Origin of the sequence: Wohlfahrtiimonas chitiniclastica (assembly GCF_002252325.1) — a bacterium.
In the GTDB taxonomy this organism is placed as follows: Bacteria; Pseudomonadota; Gammaproteobacteria; order Cardiobacteriales; family Wohlfahrtiimonadaceae; genus Wohlfahrtiimonas; species Wohlfahrtiimonas chitiniclastica.
Window position 1 is genome coordinate 256,843 of the sequence record NZ_NEFL01000003.1, and the last position, 26,648, is coordinate 283,490.

28 protein-coding genes and 3 tRNA genes are annotated in these 26,648 nt (G+C 44.2%); 16 read left to right on the top strand and 15 right to left on the bottom strand.

The genetic code is table 11. The annotated features are described in order from the left end of the window. The first annotated feature begins 6 nt into the window (after nucleotides 1-6). The 4 genes from rplT (at nucleotide 7) to B9T10_RS08890 (ending at nucleotide 4,189) form a co-directional block, all read left to right on the top strand. Nucleotides 7-363: a 50S ribosomal protein L20 gene (gene rplT / locus B9T10_RS08875; protein ID WP_008315421.1), complete on the top strand. Its 357-nt coding sequence runs from the start codon at nucleotides 7-9 to the stop codon at nucleotides 361-363. Nucleotides 364-453: 90 nt separating this feature from the next. Then, nucleotides 454-1,467: a phenylalanine--tRNA ligase subunit alpha gene (pheS, locus tag B9T10_RS08880; protein ID WP_063455263.1), complete on the top strand. Its 1,014-nt coding sequence runs from the start codon at nucleotides 454-456 to the stop codon at nucleotides 1,465-1,467. Nucleotides 1,468-1,504: 37 nt separating this feature from the next. Further along, nucleotides 1,505-3,871: a phenylalanine--tRNA ligase subunit beta gene (gene pheT / locus B9T10_RS08885; RefSeq protein ID WP_094538299.1), complete on the top strand. Its 2,367-nt coding sequence runs from the start codon at nucleotides 1,505-1,507 to the stop codon at nucleotides 3,869-3,871. A 15-nt stretch (nucleotides 3,872-3,886) separates the two neighbouring features. Continuing rightward, on the top strand, nucleotides 3,887-4,189 hold the full coding sequence (locus B9T10_RS08890; RefSeq protein ID WP_008315417.1) for an integration host factor subunit alpha: 303 nt from the start codon (nucleotides 3,887-3,889) through the stop codon (nucleotides 4,187-4,189). A gap of 50 nt (nucleotides 4,190-4,239) precedes the next feature. Here B9T10_RS08890 and dxs read toward each other — a convergent pair whose 3' ends face one another. The 3 genes from dxs to xseB are packed head-to-tail and all read right to left on the bottom strand — an operon-like array spanning nucleotide 4,240 to nucleotide 7,266. Next, nucleotides 4,240-6,093: a 1-deoxy-D-xylulose-5-phosphate synthase gene (dxs, locus tag B9T10_RS08895; protein ID WP_094538300.1), complete on the bottom strand. Its 1,854-nt coding sequence runs from the start codon at nucleotides 6,091-6,093 to the stop codon at nucleotides 4,240-4,242. Between the two features lies 1 nt (nucleotide 6,094). Further along, nucleotides 6,095-6,958, bottom strand: coding sequence for a polyprenyl synthetase family protein (locus tag B9T10_RS08900; RefSeq protein WP_063455260.1), 864 nt, complete (start codon nucleotides 6,956-6,958; stop codon nucleotides 6,095-6,097). A 23-nt stretch (nucleotides 6,959-6,981) separates the two neighbouring features. Beyond that, nucleotides 6,982-7,266: an exodeoxyribonuclease VII small subunit gene (xseB, locus tag B9T10_RS08905; RefSeq protein ID WP_018122715.1), complete on the bottom strand. Its 285-nt coding sequence runs from the start codon at nucleotides 7,264-7,266 to the stop codon at nucleotides 6,982-6,984. A 178-nt stretch (nucleotides 7,267-7,444) separates the two neighbouring features. Between xseB and B9T10_RS08910 the strand changes: the two genes are divergently transcribed. Together B9T10_RS08910 and glyQ are read left to right on the top strand one after the other, a co-directional pair. After that, a complete protein-coding gene (locus B9T10_RS08910; RefSeq protein ID WP_094538301.1) occupies nucleotides 7,445-9,733 on the top strand; it encodes a mechanosensitive ion channel domain-containing protein in 2,289 nt (762 codons plus the stop codon). Between the two features lie 52 nt (nucleotides 9,734-9,785). Next, a complete protein-coding gene (gene glyQ / locus B9T10_RS08915; RefSeq protein ID WP_008315411.1) occupies nucleotides 9,786-10,679 on the top strand; it encodes a glycine--tRNA ligase subunit alpha in 894 nt (297 codons plus the stop codon). A 57-nt stretch (nucleotides 10,680-10,736) separates the two neighbouring features. Here the strand turns inward: glyQ and B9T10_RS08920 are convergent, their stop codons facing one another. Then, entirely contained in the window at nucleotides 10,737-11,498 is a 762-nt protein-coding gene (locus B9T10_RS08920; RefSeq protein ID WP_063455257.1) for a PhnD/SsuA/transferrin family substrate-binding protein, read from the bottom strand. 154 nt (nucleotides 11,499-11,652) lie between these two features. On the opposite strand from B9T10_RS08920, the gene B9T10_RS08925 reads away from it, so the two are divergent. From B9T10_RS08925 to B9T10_RS08940, 4 genes are all read left to right on the top strand, one after another. Further along, nucleotides 11,653-12,423, top strand: a complete 771-nt coding sequence (locus tag B9T10_RS08925; RefSeq protein WP_008315405.1) for an inositol monophosphatase family protein — start codon at nucleotides 11,653-11,655, stop codon at nucleotides 12,421-12,423. A 21-nt stretch (nucleotides 12,424-12,444) separates the two neighbouring features. Then, a complete protein-coding gene (locus B9T10_RS08930) occupies nucleotides 12,445-13,125 on the top strand; it encodes a L,D-transpeptidase family protein (RefSeq protein WP_008315404.1) in 681 nt (226 codons plus the stop codon). A gap of 49 nt (nucleotides 13,126-13,174) precedes the next feature. Next, nucleotides 13,175-13,265: transfer RNA gene (locus tag B9T10_RS08935), tRNA-Ser, on the top strand. 113 nt (nucleotides 13,266-13,378) lie between these two features. Further along, nucleotides 13,379-13,702, top strand: coding sequence for a hypothetical protein (locus B9T10_RS08940; RefSeq protein ID WP_008315403.1), 324 nt, complete (start codon nucleotides 13,379-13,381; stop codon nucleotides 13,700-13,702). Nucleotides 13,703-13,775: 73 nt separating this feature from the next. Here B9T10_RS08940 and B9T10_RS08945 read toward each other — a convergent pair whose 3' ends face one another. Beyond that, nucleotides 13,776-14,141 (bottom strand): DsrE family protein, encoded by a 366-nt coding sequence (locus tag B9T10_RS08945; RefSeq protein ID WP_063455254.1) that lies wholly within the window; start codon nucleotides 14,139-14,141, stop codon nucleotides 13,776-13,778. A gap of 4 nt (nucleotides 14,142-14,145) precedes the next feature. Next, nucleotides 14,146-14,751: a TetR/AcrR family transcriptional regulator gene (locus B9T10_RS08950; protein WP_094538302.1), complete on the bottom strand. Its 606-nt coding sequence runs from the start codon at nucleotides 14,749-14,751 to the stop codon at nucleotides 14,146-14,148. Between the two features lie 154 nt (nucleotides 14,752-14,905). On the opposite strand from B9T10_RS08950, the gene smpB reads away from it, so the two are divergent. The 4 genes from smpB (at nucleotide 14,906) to B9T10_RS08970 (ending at nucleotide 16,078) form a co-directional block, all read left to right on the top strand. Then, nucleotides 14,906-15,382 (top strand): SsrA-binding protein SmpB, encoded by a 477-nt coding sequence (gene smpB, locus B9T10_RS08955; protein ID WP_008315400.1) that lies wholly within the window; start codon nucleotides 14,906-14,908, stop codon nucleotides 15,380-15,382. Continuing rightward, entirely contained in the window at nucleotides 15,382-15,744 is a 363-nt protein-coding gene (locus B9T10_RS08960; protein ID WP_008315399.1) for a YajD family HNH nuclease, read from the top strand. The genes smpB and B9T10_RS08960 overlap by 1 nt, the downstream gene beginning before the upstream one ends. A gap of 60 nt (nucleotides 15,745-15,804) precedes the next feature. Continuing rightward, nucleotides 15,805-15,881: transfer RNA gene (locus B9T10_RS08965), tRNA-Arg, on the top strand. A gap of 120 nt (nucleotides 15,882-16,001) precedes the next feature. Continuing rightward, nucleotides 16,002-16,078, top strand: a tRNA-Arg gene (locus tag B9T10_RS08970). Between the two features lie 112 nt (nucleotides 16,079-16,190). Here B9T10_RS08970 and purB read toward each other — a convergent pair. Genes purB through B9T10_RS08990 form a run of 4 tightly spaced genes read right to left on the bottom strand, consistent with a single transcriptional unit; the run spans nucleotide 16,191 to nucleotide 19,876 of the window. Next, entirely contained in the window at nucleotides 16,191-17,558 is a 1,368-nt protein-coding gene (purB, locus tag B9T10_RS08975; RefSeq protein WP_063503252.1) for an adenylosuccinate lyase, read from the bottom strand. A 2-nt stretch (nucleotides 17,559-17,560) separates the two neighbouring features. Beyond that, nucleotides 17,561-17,959, bottom strand: a complete 399-nt coding sequence (locus tag B9T10_RS08980; protein WP_094491798.1) for a DUF423 domain-containing protein — start codon at nucleotides 17,957-17,959, stop codon at nucleotides 17,561-17,563. Further along, nucleotides 17,952-18,320, bottom strand: coding sequence for an ArsC/Spx/MgsR family protein (locus B9T10_RS08985; protein WP_094493077.1), 369 nt, complete (start codon nucleotides 18,318-18,320; stop codon nucleotides 17,952-17,954). Before B9T10_RS08985 ends, B9T10_RS08980 begins: the two co-directional genes overlap by 8 nt. Beyond that, nucleotides 18,320-19,876 carry a UvrD-helicase domain-containing protein gene (locus B9T10_RS08990; RefSeq protein ID WP_094538303.1) on the bottom strand — a complete coding sequence of 519 codons (1,557 nt, stop codon included), beginning with the start codon at nucleotides 19,874-19,876 and terminating at the stop codon, nucleotides 18,320-18,322. The genes B9T10_RS08985 and B9T10_RS08990 overlap by 1 nt, the downstream gene beginning before the upstream one ends. Before the next feature lie 95 nt (nucleotides 19,877-19,971). Here B9T10_RS08990 and B9T10_RS08995 point away from each other — a divergent pair, with 95 nt between their 5' ends. Next, a complete protein-coding gene (locus tag B9T10_RS08995) occupies nucleotides 19,972-20,763 on the top strand; it encodes an aspartate dehydrogenase (protein ID WP_094538304.1) in 792 nt (263 codons plus the stop codon). Between the two features lie 69 nt (nucleotides 20,764-20,832). Here B9T10_RS08995 and B9T10_RS09000 read toward each other — a convergent pair whose 3' ends face one another. From B9T10_RS09000 to dnaB, 5 genes are all read right to left on the bottom strand, one after another. Beyond that, complete coding sequence (locus B9T10_RS09000) at nucleotides 20,833-22,257, bottom strand: NAD(P)(+) transhydrogenase (Re/Si-specific) subunit beta (protein WP_094493807.1); 1,425 nt, start codon at nucleotides 22,255-22,257, stop codon at nucleotides 20,833-20,835. 3 nt (nucleotides 22,258-22,260) lie between these two features. Further along, nucleotides 22,261-22,542 (bottom strand): NAD(P) transhydrogenase subunit alpha part 2, encoded by a 282-nt coding sequence (locus tag B9T10_RS09005; protein ID WP_008315384.1) that lies wholly within the window; start codon nucleotides 22,540-22,542, stop codon nucleotides 22,261-22,263. A 2-nt stretch (nucleotides 22,543-22,544) separates the two neighbouring features. Beyond that, a complete protein-coding gene (locus B9T10_RS09010) occupies nucleotides 22,545-23,660 on the bottom strand; it encodes an NAD(P) transhydrogenase subunit alpha (protein WP_008315383.1) in 1,116 nt (371 codons plus the stop codon). An 88-nt stretch (nucleotides 23,661-23,748) separates the two neighbouring features. After that, nucleotides 23,749-24,300: a hypothetical protein gene (locus B9T10_RS09015; protein ID WP_063455251.1), complete on the bottom strand. Its 552-nt coding sequence runs from the start codon at nucleotides 24,298-24,300 to the stop codon at nucleotides 23,749-23,751. 35 nt (nucleotides 24,301-24,335) lie between these two features. Next, on the bottom strand, nucleotides 24,336-25,715 hold the full coding sequence (gene dnaB, locus B9T10_RS09020; RefSeq protein WP_008315381.1) for a replicative DNA helicase: 1,380 nt from the start codon (nucleotides 25,713-25,715) through the stop codon (nucleotides 24,336-24,338). A 222-nt stretch (nucleotides 25,716-25,937) separates the two neighbouring features. Between dnaB and mepK the strand changes: the two genes are divergently transcribed. Continuing rightward, nucleotides 25,938-26,594, top strand: a complete 657-nt coding sequence (gene mepK / locus B9T10_RS09025) for a peptidoglycan L,D-endopeptidase MepK (protein WP_008315379.1) — start codon at nucleotides 25,938-25,940, stop codon at nucleotides 26,592-26,594. The last annotated feature ends 54 nt before the right edge of the window (nucleotides 26,595-26,648 follow it).

The following is a 26,648-nucleotide window of genomic DNA, read 5'->3' on the forward strand; positions in this document are numbered from 1 at the left end:
TAGATCATGGCAAGAGTAAAACGTGGTGTTATCGCTCACGCGCGTCACAAAAAGGTTTTAAAGAAAGCAAAAGGTTACTACGGTGCACGTTCACGTGTTTATCGCGTTGCTAACCAAGCAGTTATCAAAGCGGGTCAATACGCATACCGCGATCGTCGTCAGAAAAAACGTGATTTCCGTTCTTTATGGATCGTACGTATCAACGCAGCTGCACGTGAGTGTGGTTTGTCTTACAGCCGTTTCATCAATGGTTTGAAAAAAGCAAACGTTGAAATCGATCGTAAAGTATTAGCTGATATTGCTGTATTTGAAAAAGAAGCATTCCGTGCTTTAGCAGAGCAAGCAAAAGCAGCTTTAGCTTAACTGTCAGTATTGATACTGAACCTTCAAGATTGATATTATCAAAGGAAAAGTAAGCATAGCGCTACTTTTCCTTTTTTTATGGATATAAATATGTCACTAGAAAACATTCTTAAGACAGCATTAAGTTCAATTGCTGATGCCAAAAATTTATCAGAGATCGAAGCCGTTCGTGTTGGGCATTTTGGTAAAAAAGGTGTGATCACTGCATTAATGCCTGAGCTTGGAAAGTTAAGCCCAGAAGAGAAAAAGGTCAGAGGGGCTGAAATTAATGCCGTTCGCCAAGAAATCATCAGCGCATTAGAGGCGAAAAAAACAGCATTAGAAGATGCATTGTTGCAAGAAAAATTAGAATCTGAACGTGTGGATGTGACGCAGCCGGGTCGCGGTCAAATGACGGGCGCAGCACACCCGATCACCATTACGCTCAATCGCATCAAATCACTCTTTGGCTCCTTAGGTTTTGAAGCTGTAGAGGGCCCTGAAATTGAATCGGCGTTCTACAACTTTGAAGCTTTGAACATTCCCGCACATCATCCTGCGCGCGCAATGTTTGATACATTCTATTTTAATGAAGATATGTTGCTGCGCACACATACTTCAAACACTCAGATTCATGTGATGCAAGCCCAAAAGCCCCCCATTCAAATGATTGGCTATGGTCGCGTGTATCGCTCTGACTCAGATCAAACACACAGCCCGATGTTCCATCAAGTGGAAGGCTTAGTGATCAATAAAACCGCCACATTCAGTGACTTAAAAGGTTTATTGACTGAGTTCATGCAAAAATTCTTTGAAGAGGATTTAAAACTTCGTTTCCGTCCCTCATTCTTCCCATTCACTGAGCCGTCAGCAGAAGTGGACATTGAATGTGTGATGTGTCATGGCGAAGGTTGCCGTGTTTGTAAACAAACAGGTTGGTTAGAAGTTTTGGGTTGCGGCATGGTTCACCCAAATGTCTTAAAAGCTGTGAATATTGACCCAAATGAATATCAAGGCTTTGCATTTGGTATGGGCGTTGAGCGTTTGGCAATGCTGCGTTATCGCGTGAATGACTTGCGTCTCTTTTATGAGAATGATTTGAGATTCCTCAATCAGTTCAAATAGTCATCCGAATCCTAAATTTTAAACAAAGAATAATCGTATGAAAATATCTATCTCATGGTTAAAAGAGTGGATTGATGAAATTCCACAAAATATTTCCAATCATTTGACGATGCTTGGTTTAGAGGTTGACTCAGAAGCATTGGCAGCCCCTGCTTTCACAAACATTGTGGTGGGTGAAGTGTTAACGGTTGAACCGCATCCAGATGCTGATAAATTGCGCATTGCCACAGTGAATGTGGGAGAAGCTGAGCCATTACAAATCGTATGCGGCGCGCCAAATGTGGCTGCCGGCATTAAAGTGCCAACGGCTGTGATTGGTGCTGTATTGCCGGGTGATTTTAAAATTAAAAAATCCAAATTGCGTGGCGTTGAGTCTTACGGCATGTTGTGTTCTGCCCGTGAGTTGGGCTTAAGTGATGATCACGGCGGCTTGATGATTTTGGCGAAAGATGCGCCAATTGGTGAAGATTTTCGTGAGTATTACAACTTAAATGATGAAATCCTCGAAATCGATTTGACGCCCAACCGCGGTGACTGCTTAAGCATTTATGGTGTTGCGCGCGATTTAGCATTGAGCACCGGGACAGCTTTAAAAGCATGGCCACAGCATCATGTTGATGCTGTGATTGCAGATCAAGTTGCCGTGAATGTTCAAGATACAGAGGCTTGCCCACGCTATTTAGGCCGTAAAATTACCGGCTTAAACATGAGCGCGCCTTCTCCACTTTGGATGACAGAGCGTTTGCGCCGCGCGGGCGTGCGTCCTCATGGCATTTTAGTGGACATCACAAACTATGTGATGTTAGAGCTTGGTCAACCTTTGCATGCGTTTGATGCAGATAAATTGGCGGGTAATATTCATGTTCGTCAATCTGTACAAGGTGAAAGTGTCACATTGTTAAATGGTGACACAGTGACATTAAAAGCGAACACATTGTTGATTGCTGATGATGAAAAAACTGTTGCGCTTGCTGGCATCATGGGTGCGGATAACAGCGTATGTGATGACAACACCAATGCAATTTTCTTAGAATCCGCATGGTTCAATCCATTGGCGATTGCTGGTCGTGCGCGTGAATATGGCTTACATACAGATGCATCGCACCGCTTTGAGCGCGGCGTCGATTTTAATCTACCGATGATTGCCCTTGAATATGCCACCCATTTATTGGTGACATTGGCAGGCGGTCAAGCGGGCGCTGTGACCGTTGCTGAAGATGTGGCGTTATTGCCAAAGCGTGATGCGATCACCGTGCGTTTTGCGCGCATTAGCCAACTTGTGGGTCGTGATTATGCCATCGAGCGCATTACAGAAATTCTAAGCCGCATTGGGGACACTCAAGTGGCAGAGGATCATGCTGTGGTGGTGCCGCCATCTCATCGCTTTGACATTGAAATTGAAAATGATTTGATTGAAGAGATTGCGCGCATCGATGGGTATGACAATATCCATTCGCATTTTAATAACCGCATCTCCACTATGACGCCAATGACAGAGTACACAACGCCTGTGAATGCGTTTAACAATGTGTTGGTGGATCGTGGTTATAACGAAGTGATCACCATGAGTTTTGTGGCGCCAAAATGGCAAGCCATCATTGATAAAATTCAAGCGCCGATTGCGTTGAAAAATCCAATCTCCGCCGATCTTTCTGTGATGAGAACAACGCTTGCAGCAGGACTCATCGCAACGATTGATTACAACTTAAAACGCCAACAAAAACGTGTGCGCATCTTTGAAACAGGTTTAACCTTTAAAGGTGAATTGGCAAACGTAACGCAACAAGCCTATTTAGGCGGTGCGGTTGTGGGCGATGTAGTCTCAGAACAATGGGGTGAAAAAGCGCGTAAAGTGGATTTCTTCGATGTGAAGAATGATGTGGAAGCGTTGTTAGCTCTATCCGCTCACGAGAGCGAAGTGCAATTTGTGGCCAAAGCATTTGATTTATTGCATCCTGGTCAAAGTGCAGAAATTTTTGTACGCGGTGAATCTGTCGGTTACATGGGCAAGATTCATCCGAAAGTGGCAAAAGAGCTCGACGTCAGCGCGGACATTTATTTGTTTGAATTAAATTTAGCTGCCATCAAAACAACACAACCCACAGTCTTTAAACCTTTGTCTAAGTTCCCGCAATCGCGTCGTGACTTAACATTGGTGGTGCCTGAGCACATGACTGTGGCTGCTGTGATTGATGTAATGCGTCAAGTTCAATCGCCACTCCTTCAATCCATTCAATTGTTTGATATTTATCAGTTGGCAAAAGAAGACAAAACAGAAAAATCATTCAGTTTTGGCTTGATTTTCCAAAATGATATGGAAAATATCAAAGATGAAGAGATTGATACTATACTAACCAATATACTCAAGAACCTCGGTGAGGTTCAGGTGTTTTTGCGTCAATAATTCGTAGGGGGTAAAATGGCGACTTTAACAAAAGCTGAGATTGTGGAAAATCTGTATCATGATTTTAATCACATTCAGCGTGAAGAAGCGAAACAATTTGTTGAAGATTTTTTCAATGAAATTCGTGAAGCTTTAACTAAAGGCGAATCTGTCAAATTGTCTGGTTTTGGTAGTTTTGAACTTCGTGACAAAAAGGAACGTCCTGGACGTAACCCAAAAACTGGTGAAGACATTCCAGTTTCTGCGCGTCGTGTGGTGACTTTCCGTGTTGGTCAAAAGTTAAAAACTCGTTTATCTAGCATCAGTGTTGACGAATAAAGATCAGCTGTAAAAAAACCCCGAATTTCGGGGTTTTTTATTGTCTACATTTAGGCCAATTTGACTTGTTCAACAAAGGTTTGAATATCCTCTAGGAAATATTCATCGGTTAAACGCACCATCTCAAGCACTTCAGCGCGTTCACCATGCTCTAAAAACTCATCAGGCAGGCCAAAGGCTTTGAAGGGTTTATAGATGAAGTGTTGGGCTAAAAGCTCTAAAATTGCACTGCCAACGCCACCTGTGACAACGCCATCTTCAATGCTGATGAGGTAATCATGGGTTTTAGCCGCCTCTAAAATCAAGGCTTGATCAAGCGGTTTAACAAAGCGAAGGTCAATCAATGTGGCATTTAACACTTCTGCGGCATGTTTTGCCACATGCAGCAATGTGCCCGTTGCAAAAATGGCAATTGTGTGACCTGCTCGAACCTTGCGCCCTTTACCAAAGGTGATGTCAGAGGTTTCTGTTAAGGCAACGCCTTGAGCACTGCCACGCGGATAGCGCACAGCGGTTGGGTGATCAATCGTCAGCGCTAAATTGAGCATGTGATATTGCTCGTTTTCATCTGAAGGCGCCATCACCACCATATTAGGAATGATGCGTAAATATGCCAAATCAAATGCGCCAATGTGTGTCGGACCATCTGGGCCCACAACGCCTGCGCGATCAATTGCAAACACAATCGGTAAATCTTGTAAAGCCACATCATGAATGAGCTGATCATATCCACGTTGTAAAAAAGTGGAATAGATGGCAACCACAGGCTTTAAGCCTTTCATTTGCATGCCAGCGGCAATGGTGACGGCATGTTGCTCAGCAATCGCCACATCAAAAAAGCGCTTGGGAAAGCGTTGTTCAAACTCCACTAAACCTGAACCTTCACGCATGGCAGGCGTGATGGCGACAACTTTATGGTCACGCGCCGCTGCATCACAAATCCATTGGGAGAAGATTTGCGTGTAGGTTTTGGGTTTCGGTGCTTCAACAGGTTTCGGTGTTGCAGGTGCAGAGACTGCATGGAATTTAATGGGTGCAGATTCAGCGAGCGTGTAGCCTTTGCCTTTTTGAGTGATCAAATGCAGAAGTTTTGGGCCACGCTTTTGTTTTAAATTATTGAGAATGGCGATCAATGAGGGTAAATCATGCCCATTGACGGGTCCAAAATATTGGAAATCTAGGGCTTCAAATAAACCGCCATCACCGGCGACCATGCTTTTGATCTGTTCTTCGGTGCGCTTTGCGAACTCTAAAGCATGTGGCAGCGGCAATTTTTCTATGAGTCGCTTACTCTCTGTGCGCAAAGATTGCAAAATGGGGTTCGATAGTGTCTTAGTGAGCATGTTGCTCAGTGCGCCCACATTCGGGGAAATGGACATATTGTTGTCGTTTAAAATCACCAACATGTCTGCCTTGATGGCGCCAGCATGATTGAGGGCTTCAAATGCCATCCCTGCCGTTAATGCACCATCGCCAATGACTGCCACGGCATGATGGGGATTGTGCAAAAGCTGATTGGCAATGCTCATGCCAAGGGCAGCGCTCACGGATGTTGAAGAGTGCCCAACGGTAAAGGCATCATAACGACTCTCTTTTGGGCAAGGGAAGGGCTTTAAACCATTCTTTTGGCGAATGGTGTTGAGCTGCTCACGGCGCCCTGTCAGAATTTTATGGGGATACGCTTGATGCCCCACATCCCAAATGATGGCATCATTCGGCGCATCAAATACATAATGCAATGCCACCGTCAATTCAATGACGCCAAGGCCAGAGGCAAAGTGTCCACCACTTTTCAACACGCTGTCGATCAAAAATTGGCGCAGCTCAGCCGTCAGCTGTTCAAGCTCTGGCATCGATAAGCGTTTAAGATCTTGCGGTGTTTGAATTTGGTTCAAAAGTGACATATCAATTCTGCCTTTCGATCACATAATGAGTAAGAGTGTTGAGGGCATCAGCCGCGGCATCAAAGGGCGCGAGCATCGACAAGGCTTCTGTCGTTAAGCGATTCATATAATCTTGTGCCGTTTCAATGCCAAGAAGATTCACATATGTGGCTTTTTCTTGCGCCGCATCTTTACCGACACTTTTGCCGAGCACTTCTGCGGTGCTTGTGGCATCTAAAATGTCATCTTGAATTTGGAACATTAAACCCACTTTCGCCGCATAAATTGCCAATTGATCAAAGGCTGCACGGTTAAATTGCGGACCCACTAAATGGCCCATTAAAATGCTCGCTTTGATGAGTGCGCCGGTTTTATGGAGATGAATCTCTTGCAAGCCTTCTAATGTGATCGGTTGATGCTCCGCTTGCATGTCCAAAAATTGACCTTTGATCATGCCAAGAGCGCCGGAGGCTGTGCTCAATAGCTTAAAGAGTTCAACTTTTTGCTCAGCACTGTAAACATCCGCATGGGCAAGGAGGGCAAAGGCTTCTGTCAATAATGCATCACCCACTAAAATGGCGGTGGCTTCATCATAGGCTTTGTGGTTACTGAGTTTGCCGCGGCGATAATCATCATCATCCATTGCAGGGAGATCATCGTGCACTAATGAATAGCAATGGATCATTTCAATGGCCGCTGCAATCGGTAATAGCGCGGCATTGTCTGCACCGCTCAATTGTCCGCCCGCAAAGACGAGCAATGGGCGAATGCGTTTACCACCATCGAGTGCACTGTAGCTCATCGCTTCTTTCAATAAAGGCACGGTGGGCAGTTGATCTAAGTATTGTGCTAGATAGCACTCGAAGGCTTCTCTAAATTCGAACATGGTTATACTCAAAGGCTATCTCATTAAAAGGGAATGTCATCATGATTGGCGGAATCATCAAAGATATCATCGCTAAAAGGTGGCGTGATTTTTGGTGTTTTGTCAGCATCTTTTTGGGTGATGGCTTCAATTTTCTGAGCCGTTTGATCTAATAATGTGCGGCAATCTTGAATGAGCAGTGTGCCATCTGTGAAGAGTTTTAACGACTCATCTAAACTCAACTCGCCAGACTCAAGTTGCTCAATCATCTGTTCGATTGAGGTGAGTTTACTTTCAATGCTTTCATCGCCAGTTTTGCGTTTTGCCACAATATTCCTCGGTTAATTGTAAAGTAATGGAATGGTCAAAAACATATGTCATGACAGAGTTAAACTCTGCAATTTTACTCAAATGAAGTATATAATACTAGCTCTTTGTCTTTTTGCTTTAGAAAAAACGAATAACGCAATCATTATCGGGCGCTCATATTTTGAATAAGGTGGTTATGTGAACAAAAGAATCGTGGCTTTGCTATCCTTGATGTTCTGTGGATTACTCATTGATCTGCCTACGAATATTGCGATGAGCCAAGCATTACCCATCAATACGATTCTCAAAGATGGTTTAGGGGGCGAGAAGAGCGAAACCAAACAACATGAATTGCCAGATCCCTTAAAACTCAGCGCCACATGGTGGGGCTATTTTTCAAGTAAAAATGAAGATGATCTAAAAGGGGCGATTGAGGCGTTCACCAAACATGTGAGTGAGCAAATTGCTCAATTGCCCGCAGAAGAGCAAAAACAGTATCAAACGGTGGTGAATCAAATTTCTGCAAACTTAACGGCCTATGAAGCGTTTAAACGTAAGTCTGTGAAGAAAAGCAGCGTTGCTAAAATCGTCATTGCTCAGCAATACAGCATTAAACAGCTCATTGATTTGATGCATCAGGAACGGGATTTAGAGGGCAATGCCCAGCGCCTTCGCTTAGAAGTGAGCGAATATGAAAAGCAGTTACGCGCCCTAGATCGTCAGCTCAATACCAGTTTAGCCCGTTATTTAGAGATGACGAGCACCGACAGCCACCGTTTTCATGAAGGGCTCAACATCATTCAGTTACAAACAGATGCCGTGTTGATCGATGAGCGCTATAAAGCCATTAAAATTGAGCTAGATGGTATTTTAAAGCAGTTAGATGATGTCAAAATGGTGATGGGCGTTGCGGTCAATAGTTTAGTGACGTCAGAAACGGAGATTCAGCAGCTGCGTGATGCCATCAATCAATCCGAGCAGCGAATGCAGGAGTTGTCAGCTAAATTGTCCCGTGAGCAGCAATTTGCCGCCTTGATGGATTCTTCTGGCACTAAAGAAGATGCTGCCGTTGCTCGTTATCGTGAGCTACGTGTCCTTAATACACAAGTGCATTTGGCCACCATTCAAGCGCAAATTGTGCTGTATAAGATGGAAGAAAATCTCCTGCAATTGCTCTTTGATGGTCATTCAGACAATGAAAAAGCCATGAAAATGGTGCGCCGATATGATAAAGAGCTCAGTGAGCTCAATGCCAAAGCCATCAGCCGTACAGAGCAAAATGAGATTGAGCGCATTCGCTCGACAGAATTGTTGGCAGAATCGCATGCCGATGGTGAACAATCCCTCTTTTTACGCAACATTATTCAAGATCGCTCAAATCTCATTCAAGACACCTCCATCACTTTACAGCGTTTGAATGTGTTGATTGAGGACAGCAATTATGTCTCGCGCCTGACTAAAGAAAAGGTCTTAGCCTTAAGTGGCGGCTGGCGCAATACATATTACAAAGCGCGTTTATTTTTAAGCGATGCTTGGAAAACGGCCAAAGAATCCACCTCCACATCCCTCTTTAAAGTGGGCGAGACACCCGTAACGGCAAGCGGTTTGGTGCGCTTTGTGGTGGTGTTATTCGTCTCTTGGTGGATTGCCTTTTGGCTCAATAAATTGTTACTGCGTGTGGGCAATCGCAATGGCGGTGATAAATTGCCTGCTTTCTATTTAACTGGGCGTTTAACTTATTATTCCATCATTTTGGTGGGGTTTTTAGGTGGGCTCACCATCATTGGGATCGACTTTACAAACTTTGCTTTAGTGGCTGGTGCGCTCGCCATCGGGCTGGGTTTTGGGTTGCAATCGATCGTCAATAACTTTGTGTCAGGCTTGATCATTTTGTTTGAGCGCTCGATTAAAGTGGGTGACTTCATTGAGTTACAAGACCGTAATTTGCGTGGGGAAGTGCGCGCGATTAACGTGCGAGCCACAATTATCGCGGACAATGATAATGTGGAAATTGTGATTCCAAACTCAGAGCTCATCAACACCAAAATGCTCAACTGGACGCTCACAGAGCCCCATCGCCGCATTCGTTATCCATTTAGGGTGGCCTATGGCACGGATAAAGAATTGGTGCGTGAAGCGGTGCTTAAATACGCAGAAGAGGTGCCGCACACTTTAAAAGGGATTCCAGGGCGCAATCCTGCCGTGTGGCTCAATCGCTTTGGGGATTATTATTATGAATTTGAGCTCGTTGTGTGGCTCACCGCGCGTGCAGTTAAACGCCCAAACAGCGTACATGCTGCGTATATGTGGGCGATTGATACTGCATTGAAAGTCAATAACATTGAAGTCCCTGTGCCACAAAGTGAATTGCGCTTTAGAGATAAAAGTGCAATGGCCATTAAGCCCTTTGAAGATGATACAGTGGAGAAGAGTTTTAAAGATGATCTGCGCGAAGTTCAGTTATCATTGTTCAAAAAAAGTGATTAAATGGGGTTGAACTCGCTATAATGTCGTCAATTTTTTAAGGTATAACGGAATTATGTCAAAAGTATTAACATTTCAGGAAATTATCCTCAAACTACAAACATTCTGGGCAGAACATGGCTGTGTGGTGTTACAACCTTACGACATGGAAGTGGGAGCAGGTACGTTCCATTCAGCAACATTCTTGCGCTCATTAGGCCCTGAGCCTTGGGCTTCTGCTTATGTGCAACCCTCTCGTCGCCCAACTGATGGCCGTTATGGTGAAAACCCTAACCGCTTGCAGCATTATTATCAATTCCAAGTGGTGATCAAACCTTCGCCTGCGAATTTCCAAGAGCTCTATTTAGAGTCGTTAAATGTGCTTGGCATCAACACCAAAGTGCATGATGTGCGCTTTGTGGAAGATAACTGGGAATCTCCAACGCTCGGCGCTTGGGGCTTAGGTTGGGAAGTGTGGTTAAACGGCATGGAAGTGACGCAATTTACCTATTTCCAACAAGTGGGCGGCTTAGAGTGTAAACCTGTGATGGGTGAAATCACCTATGGTTTAGAGCGCTTGGCGATGTATCTACAAAATGTCGAGAGCGTTTATGATTTAGTGTGGTCAGAAGGTCCATTTGGCACGATCACTTATGGTGATGTGTTCCATCAAAATGAAGTGGAACAATCGACTTATAACTTTGAATATGCGGATGTGGATTTCTTATTAACGGCATTCAGTTTTTATGAAAAAGAAGCCAAACGCTTGATTGAAGCAAAATTGGCATTGCCAGCATATGAGATGGTGTTAAAAGCATCGCATACTTTTAACTTGTTAGATGCGCGTAAAGCGATCTCTGTGACAGAGCGTCAATCCTACATTTTACGTGTGCGTGAATTGGCCAAATCAGTGGCAGAAGCGTATTACAACAGCCGTGAAGCTTTAGGTTTCCCGATGTTGAAAGATTAAGTATATATGCGTATGAAAAAAGCGATCCATGGATCGCTTTTTTATTGCCGAAGAATATTAGACTTGTAATGCGTAGATCAAATCGATCATAAAGGCAATTTCATCTTTATTTTCAAGGATTTTCCAATCCGTGACGCCAATATCATCTAAAATGGATTGACCATTTGGCAAGTTTTTCATCTCTTTGAGCACTTGTTTGATGGGTTCTGCAAACTCTGCCATTTGTGGTGAGAGCACAAAGCAATGGGCAACGCTTTCGATGTCGCGCGCTTGGGTTGATACCAACGCTTTAAGATCATTGGCAATGGTTTTACTGAGGCCATTGAAGATTTTAGTGGGAATCATCGCAATGTCCGCTTTGCCAGACAATAACGCTTTGATGGCTAAAATATGGTTGCTCACATCTACAAAGGTAAAATCTTCTTTCGTGAGGTTCGCAGGTTCTAATAAAATGGCGCCTAACATGCGAAGATCCGCATTGTCTGCCGCTGCAACATTGACACCTTTTGGAATATTCACCACTTCTTGAATCTCACCATTGACCTTCGTCACGATGGTCACTTCTGCCACATCACTTGTGGGTTGGGCTAAGGCAATGAACTTTTGTTCACGCACAAGCCAGCCTGCATCGTATGGATTGGCATATAAGAAATCTATTTTGCCATCTAATAATGCTTGTTTTTGTTTTTCGAAAGATGAGAAGTCAGTCGTTGTAATGGGGGTGTTGATCTGTTTTGATAGCCATGTCGCAAAGATATACCAACCTGGTAGACGTTGTGGCGCGATGTCTGGTGCTATTGAAAAAGAGATTGTTGACATATAATACTCCATGTAATTTTTATCTTTTTACATTTGTCTGTGAAGAGTTGGTCTCAATTCTAACAGAAAGTAAAAAAATGATCGTTAATTTTGTGCTTAATTGGGCAAGGTAATGTCATTTTGTCATAGTTTACATCTTAATATTGAGGAAAATATGGAACAGTTTTTAAAGGTTGCACTTTTAGCCGCACAAGAGTCTAAAAAAATGATTCGTAAAGCGTACGAAGCACAAGGTTTTAACATTACGATTAAAGGTGATTATACACCAGTTACCGAGGTCGATGTTAATGTGGAAACCCTGATCAGATCAATTATTGTTGAAAATTTTCCTGAGCATGGATTTTGGGGTGAAGAAGGTGGCATGATTAATCCTGAGTCCGATTATCAGTGGCTCATTGATCCGATTGATGGGACTAAAGCCTTTATTCGCCGCCGCCCATTTTTCTCCACACAAATTGCGTTGATGTACAAAGGTGAGATCATTTTAGGTGTGTCATCTGCGCCATGCTTTGGCGAAGGTGAAATGGCCTATGCCACAAAAGGCAATGGCACATTCATCAATGGTGAGCGCGTACATGTGAGTGACATTACTGAATTAAAAGATGCCGTATTTTCCTCAGGCAACATTAAATCATTGGCAAAAGACAGCACAAAATGGCAAAACTATGGCCAATTGCTCTTAGCGATCAATAGCACGCGCGGCTTTGGCGACTTCTTGCATTATCATTACACAGCTGCGGGCAAAGTGGACATTGTGGTTGAATCTGACGTGACAATTTTAGACGTTGCAGCACTTTCCATCATCGTGACAGAAGCGGGCGGAAAAGTGACAGATTTAGCCGGTCAGCCTTTGAGCTTAGAGAGCACAAACATCGTGGCAACAAATGGCGCATTGCACGATGCGGTATTGAGTTATCTTCAATAAATACGCTCGCCATAGGATTGTATGAAGAACATTTTAATTTTGTGCTGTGTGTGGATCATTGCCGCATGCAGCACACCTTCTCGTGCACCGTATATGACGGATGCACCCCTTGAGCAGCGCTTAAAGAGCATTCGTGCGAAAAAGGGCGATCCCATTTTTGTGCGCATTTTTAAAGAAGAACGCATGCTTGAAATTTGGTATGAAAAACATGGCAAATATCAGCAATTGACCAATTATCCCATTTGCTATTACTCAGGTCCTTTAGGGCCAAAGAAACGGCAGGGTGATAAGGTTTCTCCTGAAGGTTTTTATCAGGTGACGCGTCGCGCACTCAATCCCTATAGCCAATATTACAAATCATTTGATTTAGGTTTTCCGAATCAATATGACCGTTTTAAAGGCTATACGGGCGACTATTTGATGGTGCATGGTGATTGTGTCTCTGTGGGGTGCTATGCCATGACCGATCAGCAAATGGATGAGATTTATCAGTTGGTGGCCGCTTCATTGAATCGTGGTCAAAGCTCTGTGCCGGTGCATGTGTTTCCCTTTAAAATGACGGATGCGCGCTTGAGCCGAGAGAAACATTCGCCCCATTATGCTTTTTGGTTAGAGTTGAAAGAAGGGTATGATTATTTTGAGAAATATCATAAGGTTCCGAATGTCGGCATCCGAAGTGGTAAATATACGATCAACCAATAATTTGCTATTTGGTTTTAAATCGGGTATATTTCTGCTCTCAAGCATTAATGGAGAAGTGGCCGAGTGGCTGAAGGCGTTCGCCTGGAAAGCGGATATACGTTAATAGCGTATCGAGGGTTCGAATCCCTCCTTCTCCGCCAGATAATGTAATTAAGCCCTTGTTTCAAGGGCTTTTTTATTGCCTAGTATTTAAATTTCATTGTGACACAATGAGTTCTGTGCCAAATGGACAGATCATCTTAAGGAAAAAAGAATGACAACTGCTGATTTTTATATCTATAAAATTAAAAAAGATGCTCAAGGTAACATTGCAGGCGCGAGAATTCGACGTGTGGATGTTGATCAAACAGGTAAAATCTCTGTGAAAAGTTCACGTTACGCCATCAAATCATTGTTGTGTGATCTCTTGAAAACACAAAAGATTGCCTTTGCCACGGCACATTATGCGAAAAATCAAAAAGTGTGGACGCCAATGCACGCGGTGAATTTAGTGATCCTTGGGGATGCAGAATATTTACGCATTGATGACGCTGAGATTGCTAAAGATGATTTAGGACAATTGCCTGAATTTTTATAATTGAGCGCATATTTGAGATGATAAAAAACCTCAGCATGCTGAGGTTTTTTCATATGGCTTTAAAATTTAGCAATTAATTGAGCTGCAAGGATTTTTTAGATTCCATTAAAAGATCAATCACATCTGGGGCTGTGATGATGAGGGCATCTTTGAGTAAATCCTCTTCTTTGACGCCATTGTGGATCATGCAAGCCTTGCATACCTTCAGTTTGCCACCCGCTTGTAAAAAGGCAGGCAAGAGCTCATGCAGCGCTTTAAAGGGGGCGCCAATGTCAATTTTCTCATCATAGCCTTTTTGTGCTAAAGCCACAGCATCAGAGAGCAGCACAATGTCCACGCTGTAGCCTTTATTTAAGGCTTCATTGCCCATCGTAAAAGCGATGGTGACATTGTTTGCATTTGATTCGTGTTGCGTTAAAGTGATCAATAAATCCGCCATAACATTACTCCTTAGGGGTGATTGCATGGTCGCAGCCATGCGCTAATTGCGTACAAATTAAACGGGTGACATTGTGAACCATCTCATCTTTGGTGATCAAACCATTGAGCAGCATGCCACCTGCGGCATTGGTGGCGCCATAGATCATGATCAAAGTGAGCTTTGGAATTTGGTAGCCTTCGGGTAAAAATGGGGCGAGGGAAGATTGAAGCGTATTGCAATAAAAGTCTTGGACTTCTAGATCAATCTGTTCATATTCAGGATACGCTTTGAGGGCAGAGATGATGGCAGAAAACTCTTTGCCATGATTGTCCATACAATTGATGCAAGTGCCGGCAAAAATGCGCACCGCATCTTTAAGGCAAGTGGCATCTTTGAGGATTTGTTGCTGCATGGTTTCGGCCACTTGTGTATAAGTTTGCTGAAAAAGGATGTGAAGCAGCGTTTTACGATTGCCAAAATGACGATAGGTGATGGGTTTTGTGACGCCTGCTTTATCCGCTAATGTGATCAAAGTGAGGGCTTCGGTGCCTTCTTCACGAATGATCTGATTGGCAACCGACAATAACTGTTCATGGCGTTCATCTTTGTGTAAACGTTGGCTTCTCAACTGCTGTATCCTTATTGATCAATAAATGATGATTCCCTATTATAGGCACAAATACGAGAAGCACATAATTTTGTGGGGATAAATTCTCAAAGATCGCGCAATATGTTAGATTATGAGCATGTTACAGCATTAAAATGTTGAAGGAATGAATTCAATGAGTAAAAAAAGTAAACCTTCGTTCAATCCGCAGATTGCGGCGAATAAAAAGGCTTTTCATGATTATTTCATCGAAGAGAAGATCGAAGCAGGCATCAGCTTAGAAGGTTGGGAAGTCAAAAGCATTCGCGCCGGCAAAGCGCAGATGAAAGAGGCATATGTCACTTTTAAAAATGGTGAGGCGTTTCTCTTTGGGGCGCACATTGCACCGTTGATGTCGGCATCGACCCATGTGCATCCTGATCCGATCCGCACGCGTAAACTGTTACTCCATAAGCATGAGATTGATCGCTTGATGGGTAGCATGGATCGCAAAGGTTACACCATCGTGCCATTGGCAATGTATTGGAAAAAAGGCATGGTGAAGGTGGAAATTGGTTTAGCAAAAGGTAAAAAAGATCATGATAAACGCGCAACCATTAAAGAGCGCGAATGGAACATCGAGAAACAACGTGTGTTAAAAGGAAGTGTGTAATGGTGACGATGTCAAAAAGTCGCTTAGACGAAATTGTGGCAAAAGCAAGAAAAGAAGCGGATCAACGTGCGGCAGGTTATCGTGAGCGTGCCCTTAAAATGTACTCGTGGATTTGTGGTCGCTGTGCGCGTGAGTTTGATCGCAGTAATCTATTTGAATTGACCGTGCATCACCGCGATCATGATCATGACAACAATCCGCCTGATGGCAGCAACTGGGAATTGTTGTGTTTGTATTGTCATGACAATGAGCATCAGCGCCAAGAGGAAGCTTTGCGTGCAAAATATCATGTCAGCGAAGATGAAAAAGTTGAGGTAAAACATAATCCTTTTGCAGGATTGGCGGACATGCTCAAAAAATAGGCGCAATAAAGTTTGACAGCGCCGGAGATTACGCTATAATGAGCCCCTCTTTTGAGACAAGCGCCCATAGCTCAGCTGGATAGAGTACCTGGCTACGAACCAGGCGGTCGGAGGTTCGACTCCTTCTGGGCGCGCCAATTGATAGAAACCCTGCACGAAAGTGTAGGGTTTTTTGGTATTGAGCGGATGAAAAATGATCGAAACATTTGTTTGACAGATTTAAAAATCACGCTATAATGATTGCCTCTTTTGAGAATGCGCCCATAGCTCAGCTGGATAGAGTACCTGGCTACGAACCAGGCGGTCGGAGGTTCGACTCCTTCTGGGCGCGCCAATTGATGAAGCCCCTGCACAATGTGCAGGGTTTTTTCATTTCCGGCATTTAATTTTATTGGCAATAAAAAAGGCTGAAAATTCAGCCTCTGATGATTTAATTGTATTTAATATTAAATACGTTTTGCCAATGCTGCGGCTTGACCAATGTAGTTGTGTGGCGTTAATTTCTTCAATGCCACTTTCACATCTTCTGGTAATTCAAGCGTGTCGATGAAGGCCGTTAATTTTGCTGCATCCACTTTTTGACCACGGGTTAAGGCTTTGAGTTTTTCATACGGTGCTTCGATGCCATAGCGGCGCATTACGGTTTGAATCGGTTCAGCTAGGACTTCCCAGTTGTGATCTAAATCCGCATGAATGTTCGCTTCATTGACTTCTAATTTAGACAAGCCTTTTTGTAGGCTTTTATAAGCGATCATGGTGTAACCAAAGGCTGAGCCTAAGCTTCTTAATACTGTTGAGTCGCTTAAATCACGTTGCCATCTTGAGATTGGTAATTTCTCTGCAAAATGAGTGAATAGGGCGTTTGCAATGCCAAAGTTGCCTTCTGCATTTTCAAAGTCAATTGGATTGACTTTATGCGGCATCGTTGATGAACCCACTTCGCCTGCGATCACTTTTTGTTTGAAGTAAGCAAGGCTGATGTATCCCCAAATGTCACGGGCTAAGTCGATCATGATGGTGTTTGAACGGCTCATGATGTGAGAGAGTTCAGCCACATAATCGTGCGGTTCAATTTGTGTGGAATAGGGCATGAAGCTTAAACCTAAATGTTTTTCCACCAATGTCATGGCGTGGTTTTCCCAATCCACATCCGGATAAGCCACCATGTGTGCATTGTAGTTACCGACAGCACCATTGATTTTGCCAAAGAACTCAAAGTTCTCAAGGGCTTTGTATTGGCGCTCTAAACGATACACCACGTTGGCCATCTCTTTACCAAGCGTTGAGGGTGTGGCCGATTGTCCGTGTGTGCGTGACAACAATGGAATGTCTGCCAATGTGTGTGCCATTGTGCGAAGCGTTGCGATGATGTTGGCCAATTCTGGCATCATTACATCATTGACGCTCTCTTTAAGCATCAAAGCATAGGATAAGTTGTTGATGTCTTCTGAGGTACACGCAAAGTGTAAAAACTCAGAGTATTGCTCCACTTCAGGGACAGAGCGGAACGCATCTTTTAACCAATATTCCACCGCTTTGACGTCATGATTGGTGGTTTTTTCGATCTCTTTGACGGCTTTAGCATCGCTTGGCGCAAAGTTTAGATAGATGTCGCGCAATAACTGCACGGTGTCATTAGAGAATGCTGGCACTTCAGGAATGCCTGCATTTTCAGACAATGCGATGAACCATTCAATTTCTACAGTGATTCTAGCTTTCACTAAGCCATATTCACTCATGAGTTTTTGTAATGGTGAGGTTTGGCGTGAATAACGACCATCGAGTGGAGAAAGTGCAGTAATTGCATCCAACATATTTAAGCCCCTTTAGGAATAACAATGTTTGAAGAAAATTTAAAACAGCCGATCAAAAATAATAACCACGCAATCATCAATGAGATGCCGCCAATGGGGGCAACCATTCCGAATGCGGTGATGCCCGTCAATGCGATGGCGTATAAGCTGCCCGCAAAGCACACAATGCCAAGCGTGAAGAGTGCGCTGGCAATGAAAAAATAACGTTGGGTTTGAAATACATATGCGGCCAATGCGGATAAGAGAATCGCAATGCCATGAATCATTTGATAATAATTGCCGCGCTCCCATAAACTCATTTGATATTCATTGAACATCGGTTTTAACGCATGCGCACCAAATGCGCCAAAGGCAACGGCAAGGGCGCACATCAATCCGCCAATGATGAAAAAACTACGCATGAGCATTCTCCTCAAAAAGTTCTAGGAGGGCTGTGTGATCTGGGCGACCAATTTTCGCACGGTGATCATCCGTCACCACAATCGGGCGCTCTAATAGGGCGATGTTGTTGGCTAAATGGGCAAGTTTTTCAGCATCTGACCAAGTACCCCATTGATCTTTAATGGGGGCAAAAGCATCATCTTTCATGCGCACCATGGCATCAATGTTGTGATCAAGGTAACCGGCAATCTCTGTCAATGTGGCAAGGGTTGGTGGGGTTTTTAAGTAGTTGATGACATTAAACGTCACCCCTTTTTCTGTCAGCAGCGCAAATGCTGCACGAGATTTAGAACAATTGTCATTATGATAAATGGTCCACATTATGGCCTCCCGAGACGATAAAATTCTTGTAAATAATTGACGCGCTGCTTTGGACTCATGACGCGAATGCCAGGCAGCTTAGGAAAATCTTTTGGTAACATTGATTCAGCAATGTATAAAGTATGTTTTGTGCGCGTGATGGCGACATATAAGAGGTTAATCTCTTCAATGATTTTAAGGATTTGGCTGGCATCTGCGCTTTTTGCTAAGCGTTTGACTTCATCTTCTGTAATGAAATCCTCCACTAAATAGACTTCATCATACTCAAGCCCTTTGCTGCGATGAACGGTTGAAAAGACTAAATCTGCCGTGGCTTTGTCCTCTTTCTCCACCAAACGCGCTTTGAGTTTTTTCATGACGTTAAAGATGTTTGCACCATAGAGTCTCACAAGTTCAATCAACATTTTTAGCTGTGCATCATTGGTGGTTTCGGCATATTCCTCAAGAGCCTCAAGGCTTGGGAAGGTTTTAATCATCGGGCTATGGATTTTATCGAATTTGCCCAAATGTAAATTCACCACATCATAAAGGGATGTGCCTTCCTCAGTGTGCGTATAAGCATGAATGCTGCCCTCAAAGTACAAGCTGCCTGTGAGGGATGGATCATGAATATAACGAATGGCTTCACGCAATAAGCCTAAATTGGTGCGCCCGAGGACAATTTTTTGATGTTGGTTTGCACGGTTGCCCATGCCTTCGATTTTGGCATCTTCTTTGATGTGTAGATGGGATTTCCATGCCAAGATTGATTGCGCTAATTGGGCAATGTCTGAAGAAAATCGAAAGCTACAACTTAAAGGGAAGGTGACAAAATCCGTCTCTTCCAAGGCATTGACGGCATAACGCCAACTGTAAATTTGTTGATGACGATCCCCGACGATCATTTTTTTCGCAGGTTGCTTTAAGAAAATGTCCAGCATCACAGGGGAGGCATCTTGTCCTTCATCAAAGCAAATGTAATCAAAGGGCAATTGTGGGCTCAATAATTGAAATTTTTTGAGGTAAAAGTCATGGGTGATGGCAATGTCAGCCTGATTCATTTTGCGCATCCACGTGCGCGTGTGTTCAGTGATTTCATGGTGATTATTATTGACAAAGGCTTTAGCTTTCGCATCGCTCAAAGTGGCTGCGTAATCAAGCTCAGAAGCGCTTCGGATGGCGCTGTTGCAATAGAGCATCATCAGTTGATCAATGTGGTGCGCCATTAAATAAGCGCGCTGCATGGGCATCGATTGCCCAAGCTCTAAAATCTGAACGATTTCAGGTAGGCTATAACCATTATTTTTGATCTGATAACCACCGCGGCGCACAATATAACGATACGCCAATGAGTGGGCTGTTTCCACCGTCACATTGTACAGTTGTGCTTCACGAAAGCGAATCATCGCTTCTTGTTTGACGGTTTGGTTAAAGGCTAAATAGAGGATCCGAGCATCAAGCGGACGGGATTTTGCATAGGCAACGATGGTGGTTGTTTTGCCAGAACCAGCAACCGCATTCACTTTTAAGTTGGCATCAATTGCAAGAATCGCATCTTGCTCGGGGGTCAGCTTCATTATTTAGGCAAAGTCATAAGATCGAGGTGATATTACAAAAGTGCTATTCTAACAAAGATCATAAAAGATTGAGCGACTAAATTGCGGGAGAGTGAATGCAAATTCTGATGGTGGGTTATGGCGCAATGGCAAAAGTGGTGATGCAAGCATTGCCTAAAGAGATGGCCATTCAATGGTTGGTGGTGCGTGAGGGCAAGGTTCAAGCGGTGCAGCATGAAGTGGGTAGCAGTATTCAAGTGGTGTCAAAAATCGATGACATTCAAGGCACGCCCGATGCGGTGATTGAAGTGGCAGGGCAAAGTGCCCTACAAATGCATTTACCGAAAGCCATTGCCTTTGGCGTACCGATTGGCATCATTTCTGTCGGTGCATTTGCGGATGATCAATGGCATCAATCGATGGTGGTATCTGCGCGAAAATTTGGCAGCCGTTTGCATATTTTATCTGGTGCGATTGCAGGTGTTGATGCATTGAGTGCTGCGAGGCATGCAGGCTTAGATGAAGTGATTTATCAAGGCAGAAAGCCGCCTGCCGGTTGGCAAGGCAGCCATGCGGAGCATTTGGTGAATTTATCTGAATTGACAGAAGCGGTCACATTTTATCGGGGGACTGCTCGGGAGGCTGCTCAGCTATTTCCTGCCAACACCAATGTGGCAGCAACCCTTGCATTGGCAGGGATTGGCATGGATCAAACAACGGTGGAGCTCACTGCAGATCCGAATATTGGTCGCAATCAACATCAAGTGAAGGCACGCGGCGCTTTTGGGCAATTAGCATTGGTGATCGAAGGAGATCCCCTTAAGGATAACCCGAAAACCTCGCAATTAGCTGCGATGAGTGTGGTGCGTTTTTGTCATGATTTAATCAATCCCATAATCATCGCATAAATTGATTGATGAAATTTAGACAATAAAAAAGCCGACATTGTCGGCTTTTTTCAATGATGCAGAACTGATTTACACAGATTTAACCGCAGCAATCATGTCATTGACCATCTTCTGAGCATCGCCATACACCATGTTGGTATTGTCGAGGTAGAAGAGGTGGTTTTCAATGCCAGAGAAGCCCGCGCCTTGACCACGCTTAATCACAAACACTTGTTTTGCCATGTCTGCATTTAAGATTGGCATGCCATAAATTGGGCTAGATTTATCTGTACGTGCCACAGGGTTCACAACGTCGTTTGCACCGATTACTAAAACTGCATCCGTGTCTTTAAACTCATCGTTGATTTCATCTAAGTCAAAGATCAAGTCATACGGAATGCCAGCTTCTGCAAGCAATACGTTCATGTGTCCTGGCATACGACCGGCCACAGGATGGATGGCAAATTTCACATCCACGCCTTTATCTTCAAGCAATTTTGTCAATTCAGCCACTTTGTGCTGCGCTTGCGCCACTGCTAAACCATAACCCGGAACGATGATCACTTTTTGTGCATACGCCATGGTCATCGCTGCATCGCCTGCGCCCACTGGCTTTAAGCTGCCCGTGATCTCTTCAGTGCTGGCTTGTGCATCACCAAAGTTAGAGAACAATACGTTAGACAATGAACGGTTCATCGCTTTGGCCATTAAAATGGTCAATAAAGAACCCGCTGCACCCACAACCATACCGGAAACCACTAAGCCGTAGTTATGGGTTGCGATCCCTTCAAATGCCACAGCTAAACCTGTTAACGCATTGAATAAAGAGATGACCACAGGCATGTCCGCACCGCCAATTGGGATGGCGATTAAAATGCCTAATGCAGATGCCACCACAAACAATAAAACCACATAGAAGTAATCTGGGTGTGTGGCATCGGGTGCCACATTAGCCAGCATGATCACAAATAAAATGGCTGCCATCAATAAACCTGCATTGATGAGGTTACGACCTTTGATGCGCACGGTTTTGTTCATGCGACCATCTAATTTCATCCACGCGATGATGGAACCTGTAAAGGAGATCACGCCGATTAAACCACCGATGCCCGCTAACAACAGCATAGGCGGTACGCTTCTAAAGTCCGCGCCACTGTGTAATTCCACCAATGTGCCTGTACGAAGCAATGTGATGGCAGCAATACACGCTGCAGAGGCTGAGCCCACACCGTTATAAATGGCGATCATTTGTGGCATGTCCGTCATTTTGACGCTTTTTGCCGTAATGTTCGCAATGATGCCACCGATTAAAATGGCGATGATGATGAGTAAGTAGTTACTATGCACATCAGGATGAATGAAGGTGATGAGGGTGGCAAAAGCCATTGCGTAACCTGCCCAAACAATCCCTGAACGTGCCGTTGAAGGATGGCTCATGCGTTTGAGCGCAAAAATAAAAGTGATCGCCGTGGCAAAATAGCCAAGATTGACGATAAATTGTAATAATCCACTCATTGTTTATTTCCCCTTTTTATCGCTTGGCTTAAACATTTCGAGCATGCGTTCGGTCACAACGTAACCACCCACAGCATTTGCTGCACCAAAAATCACTGCGATGAAACCTAAAGTTGTTTGCCAAAAGCCCTCAGCTTCGCCAAGTGCGATCATTGCGCCAATCAAAACGACGCCATGAATAAAGTTAGAACCGGACATTAACGGCGTGTGTAAGATTGCAGGCACCCTTGAAATGATTTCAAACCCCACAATCGCCGCAAGTGCGATGACGAAAAGTGTAATCATGATTATTTCTCCAATGTTTGACGAACGCGTTCATGCACGATTTTGCCATCTTTCGTTAAGAGGCATTGCGCGATCACTTCATCGTCATAATCTAAAGTCAATTGTCCCTCGGCCATAAAAGGTGAGAGCAAGTTAAAGATGTTTTTTGCATACATTTCTGATGCGTGAAGGGCTGCGCGAGAAGCAACATTCACAGGGCCAGAGATGGTGACATTGTTGTATTGCACAATTTTACCCACTTGCGTCAATGCACAGTTGCCGCCTGTTTCTGCCGCTAAATCGATGATGACAGAACCCGCTGGCATCTCTTCGACCATATCTTCTGTGATGATTACAGGCGCTTTACGACCCGGAATGGCAGCTGTACTGATCACTGCATGGGCTTTACTTAAGTGTTTTTTAAGGGCAGCCGCTTGCATGGCCACTTCTTCTTCTGTCAGTTCACGGGCATAACCGCCTTCACCGGCTGCATTGACGCCTGTATCAATGAGTTTAGCGCCCAAAGATTCCACTTGTTCTTTCGCATCAGGACGAATGTCATAGGCTTCCACTTGTGCACCTAAGCGGCGTGCGGTACCAATGGCTTGTAAGCCTGCAACACCTGCGCCAATGACCACAACTTTTGCAGGGCGAATGGTGCCTGCCGCTGTGGTTAACATTGGGAATAAACGTGGTGACAAGGAAGCGGCCATCAATACACCTTCATAGCCCACAATGGTGGCTTGAGAGGAGAGGGCATCCATGCTTTGAGCACGCGTGATTCTTGGAATCAATTCCATCGCAAATGATGTGATGTTTTTCGCTTGTAACGCTTTGACCACATCTGCATTTTGATAAGGGTTGAGTAAACCCACTAAAATGGAGTTTGGCGCAAGGGCTTCGATGGTTTCTAAGCTTGGGGATTGCACACAAAGGACAATATCATTTTCACTAAATGTTGGGGCTTTGACCGCAACATCTTGGTAACTTTCATCGGGGAAGAAAGCTTGCTTGCCAGCATTTGGCGTGACAGTTACAGAGAATCCGAGATCACTGAAACGTTTGGCAACTAAAGGATCAAGCGCAACACGCTTCTCCTGAGCTGCACATTCCTTGAGGACAATAATATTTTGTGTCATGTGTACACCTTAAAATTGCAGTTAATATATTAAGTCGGGTCATCCTATCATATTTTTTTAATTATCCGTATTTGCACGAAGTAATTAATTAATTTTGCTCAATATTTGTCGGTTTTTCACCCTGTAAATTCGAGGATGTAATGCGCTGTCTGAAGGTACTGAGTTTGATGGATTGATCCGGCTCTTTTTGAAGCTCATAAATCACCTCATAGACGATGGAGGGATTCTCAACTTCTGTGGGGATATTTGGCCCTTCCACTTTATATTGCGCAAGCACGCCACACAAGCGTTTATTGCGATTAGGATCAAAGTAAAGCTCTTGATTATACGCATAATTTTGAATGGTTAAGGTGGCATTTGGCGATGAGCTTTTAACGAGTTCAGGAATGCCTTGGGCTAAAATTTTTTCAAGTAAAGCTGTGCTGCTGTCATCGGTGCATTCTTCAATGATGTTGATGTCATCAGTCTCAATGCCTGTCACCGTGGATTCTGCTTCTAGAGCATTGGCTGAACGAAACTCTATGGCGCCCATTTTCCATGCCACGCCTGCCCCTGCAAGCAATAACACCACGAGGGACCATGCATAAACTGCCGAAGAACGCTGTGTAGATGTTTGTTTTAATTCTTGATTATCTGACATAAAAAGTGCTCCATAAAGTTAAGTGATTGACATTGTTATTCGTCTGTACCCGCCATATTGTTATAGTCGATGGTGGTCAAATTTGCAAAGCGAGAGTATTTGCCTTGGAATGCCAATTTAACGGTGCCAATCGGGCCGTTACGTTGTTTACCAATGATCACTTCCGCGACGCCTTTGTCGGGACTCTCAGGATTGTATACTTCATCGCGATAAATAAAGCAAATTAAGTCGGCATCCTGCTCGATCGCTCCGGATTCACGTAAGTCACTCATAATCGGACGTTTATTAGGACGTTGCTCAAGGCTTCGGTTGAGCTGCGAGAGCACAATCACGGGCACTTCTAATTCACGCGCCATGAGTTTGAGTGAACGGGAAATTTCAGACACCTCCGCAACACGTTGCTCGCCTAAACCGGGGACTTTCATCAATTGCAGGTAATCCACCATGATGAGCCCTAAATCTTTCTCTTCACGTTTAAGACGACGGGCACGGGCACGCATTTCAGAGGGGCTTAAGCCGCCTTGATCATCAATAAAAATGCGGGTTTGATTGAGCTGCTTTGTGGCAGAAACTAAACGCTGCATTTCATGGGCATCTAAACGGCCAGAGCGCAAATTGGTTTGTTCAATGCGCCCAAGGGATGAGAACATCCGCATCACGAGTTGCTCTGCGGGCATCTCCATACTGAAAACGGCAATCGGTTTTTTAGTGGATAAGGCAACCGCCTCAACAATGTTCATGGCAAACGTGGTTTTACCCATCGAAGGACGACCTGCCACTACGATCATATCGCCGTTTTGTAAGCCGGATGTCATATTGTCAAACTCAGTCCAGCCTGTGGGCGCACCGGTGATACCATCTTCAATTTTACCTAGTTCATCTAAACGCTGAAGGGAGGCTTGCAAAACAGTATTGATGCCCACTAAACCTTCACCGGCTTTTGAGCCTTGCTCTGCAATGGCGAACACACTTTTTTCGGCATCTTCGAGCATCTCTGCGGTGGTTTTACCATCTGGATTAAAACCTGTGTCCACAATTTTGGAACCAGCACCTATGAGCTGACGAACAATGGAGCGATCACGAATGATGTCAGCGTAGGCCGTGATGTTTGTCGCGCCGGTTGTTTCAGCGGCGAGCATGGCTAAATAAGTACGGCCGCCCGCATCTTCTAATTTATTTTGCTGCGCTAAGTGATCGGCCACCGTTAAAATGTCAATCGGTTTGCCATCTTCAGCCAATGCTTGAATGGTGGTGAAAATTAAACGATGATCCCCACGATAGAAGTCAATGGCACTGATGCGTCCATCAATGCGTTGCCAACCTTCTGCATCATAAAGCAGGGCGCCAAGCAAGGCTTGCTCTGCTTCTATGGAGTGCGGTGGGATTTTAAGTTGCTGAATTTGTTGATCATCCATGGTGCTGACAGGTTTCCTAATGATGGACTGAATAAAGGGCGATAATTCTAACATAGATCATGAAATTTTAATTATGTAGGCATCGATTGCGAATTTTTACTTGCAACTATGAATCGTTCTCGTTAGAATCTTCGTAATTTGTTGAATTTATAGCGAAGTCATCTTGTCATTTTTGACATCATTCAACACGTGTGACACATTCAAAATTAGAAAAGAGGTAGCATGAATACTCTCAACGACAACCAGCCATCGATCATTGAAACGGTTGATGACACCTTGTTCTATGAGCAATACATTACTGCACATAATGAATTAGTGTGTGAAAATCGCCGTAATTTATTAAAACTCACCACAGGCGCATTGGCCGCAACATCTCTTATGGGCGTGTTTGCGATGCAACCTTCGCTTGCGAAAGAAGCAGTGACAAAAGAACGCGAGTTGAGAATTTATACGCCTGCTTTAGGGGAAACCACCCGTGTGATCTACTGGATCCCTGGTGAAGGTTACATCCGTGAATCCTTAGATGAAATTTCTTGGGCATTGCGTGATCGCCGCACAAAGAGCGCAAAACTCTATGACCCACACGTGTTAGATCAATTGTATGCCCTTCGCTTGCAACTAGGTTATCACAAGCCGACACATGCACTCAGCGGTTACCGCTCACCACAAACAAATGCGATGCTCAGCCGTCAGCAAGGTGGCGTGGCGAAAAACAGCTTCCACATGCGTGGTCGTGCCATTGACATCAGAATGCCAGGCACAGCAACTTCAAACATCAGACGCGCAGCGCTTTCATTGAAAGCAGGCGGCGTCGGTTACTATAGCCGCTCTAACTTTGTCCACATTGACAGCGGACAAGTGAGAACTTGGGGTCGCTAATCCGTTAAAAAATTTGTAAGCCATGGGTTCATGGCTTTTTTTTCGTGTATCAGT

Excerpts from the sequence above, each read along its gene's own strand:
- B9T10_RS08995 (WP_094538304.1), top strand. The coding sequence starts at position 19,972 with ATGCAAATTCTGATGGTGGGTTATGGCGCAATGGCAAAAGTGGTGATG.
- B9T10_RS08990 (WP_094538303.1), bottom strand. The coding sequence starts at position 19,876 with ATGAAGCTGACCCCCGAGCAAGATGCGATTCTTGCAATTGATGCCAAC.
- B9T10_RS09015 (WP_063455251.1), bottom strand. The coding sequence starts at position 24,300 with ATGTCAGATAATCAAGAATTAAAACAAACATCTACACAGCGTTCTTCG.
- dxs (WP_094538300.1), bottom strand. The coding sequence starts at position 6,093 with ATGTCACTTTTGAACCAAATTCAAACACCGCAAGATCTTAAACGCTTA.
- B9T10_RS08980 (WP_094491798.1), bottom strand. The coding sequence starts at position 17,959 with ATGCGTAGTTTTTTCATCATTGGCGGATTGATGTGCGCCCTTGCCGTT.
- B9T10_RS08890 (WP_008315417.1), top strand. The coding sequence starts at position 3,887 with ATGGCGACTTTAACAAAAGCTGAGATTGTGGAAAATCTGTATCATGAT.
- B9T10_RS09000 (WP_094493807.1), bottom strand. The coding sequence starts at position 22,257 with ATGAGTGGATTATTACAATTTATCGTCAATCTTGGCTATTTTGCCACG.
- B9T10_RS09010 (WP_008315383.1), bottom strand. The coding sequence starts at position 23,660 with ATGACACAAAATATTATTGTCCTCAAGGAATGTGCAGCTCAGGAGAAG.
- smpB (WP_008315400.1), top strand. The coding sequence starts at position 14,906 with ATGAGTAAAAAAAGTAAACCTTCGTTCAATCCGCAGATTGCGGCGAAT.
- B9T10_RS08925 (WP_008315405.1), top strand. The coding sequence starts at position 11,653 with ATGGAACAGTTTTTAAAGGTTGCACTTTTAGCCGCACAAGAGTCTAAA.
- pheS (WP_063455263.1), top strand. The coding sequence starts at position 454 with ATGTCACTAGAAAACATTCTTAAGACAGCATTAAGTTCAATTGCTGAT.
- dnaB (WP_008315381.1), bottom strand. The coding sequence starts at position 25,715 with ATGGATGATCAACAAATTCAGCAACTTAAAATCCCACCGCACTCCATA.
- glyQ (WP_008315411.1), top strand. The coding sequence starts at position 9,786 with ATGTCAAAAGTATTAACATTTCAGGAAATTATCCTCAAACTACAAACA.
- B9T10_RS08940 (WP_008315403.1), top strand. The coding sequence starts at position 13,379 with ATGACAACTGCTGATTTTTATATCTATAAAATTAAAAAAGATGCTCAA.
- B9T10_RS08985 (WP_094493077.1), bottom strand. The coding sequence starts at position 18,320 with ATGTGGACCATTTATCATAATGACAATTGTTCTAAATCTCGTGCAGCA.
- B9T10_RS08945 (WP_063455254.1), bottom strand. The coding sequence starts at position 14,141 with ATGGCGGATTTATTGATCACTTTAACGCAACACGAATCAAATGCAAAC.
- purB (WP_063503252.1), bottom strand. The coding sequence starts at position 17,558 with ATGTTGGATGCAATTACTGCACTTTCTCCACTCGATGGTCGTTATTCA.
- B9T10_RS08960 (WP_008315399.1), top strand. The coding sequence starts at position 15,382 with ATGGTGACGATGTCAAAAAGTCGCTTAGACGAAATTGTGGCAAAAGCA.
- B9T10_RS08900 (WP_063455260.1), bottom strand. The coding sequence starts at position 6,958 with ATGTTCGAATTTAGAGAAGCCTTCGAGTGCTATCTAGCACAATACTTA.
- pheT (WP_094538299.1), top strand. The coding sequence starts at position 1,505 with ATGAAAATATCTATCTCATGGTTAAAAGAGTGGATTGATGAAATTCCA.
- B9T10_RS09005 (WP_008315384.1), bottom strand. The coding sequence starts at position 22,542 with ATGATTACACTTTTCGTCATCGCACTTGCGGCGATTGTGGGGTTTGAA.
- B9T10_RS08920 (WP_063455257.1), bottom strand. The coding sequence starts at position 11,498 with ATGTCAACAATCTCTTTTTCAATAGCACCAGACATCGCGCCACAACGT.
- B9T10_RS08930 (WP_008315404.1), top strand. The coding sequence starts at position 12,445 with ATGAAGAACATTTTAATTTTGTGCTGTGTGTGGATCATTGCCGCATGC.
- mepK (WP_008315379.1), top strand. The coding sequence starts at position 25,938 with ATGAATACTCTCAACGACAACCAGCCATCGATCATTGAAACGGTTGAT.
- rplT (WP_008315421.1), top strand. The coding sequence starts at position 7 with ATGGCAAGAGTAAAACGTGGTGTTATCGCTCACGCGCGTCACAAAAAG.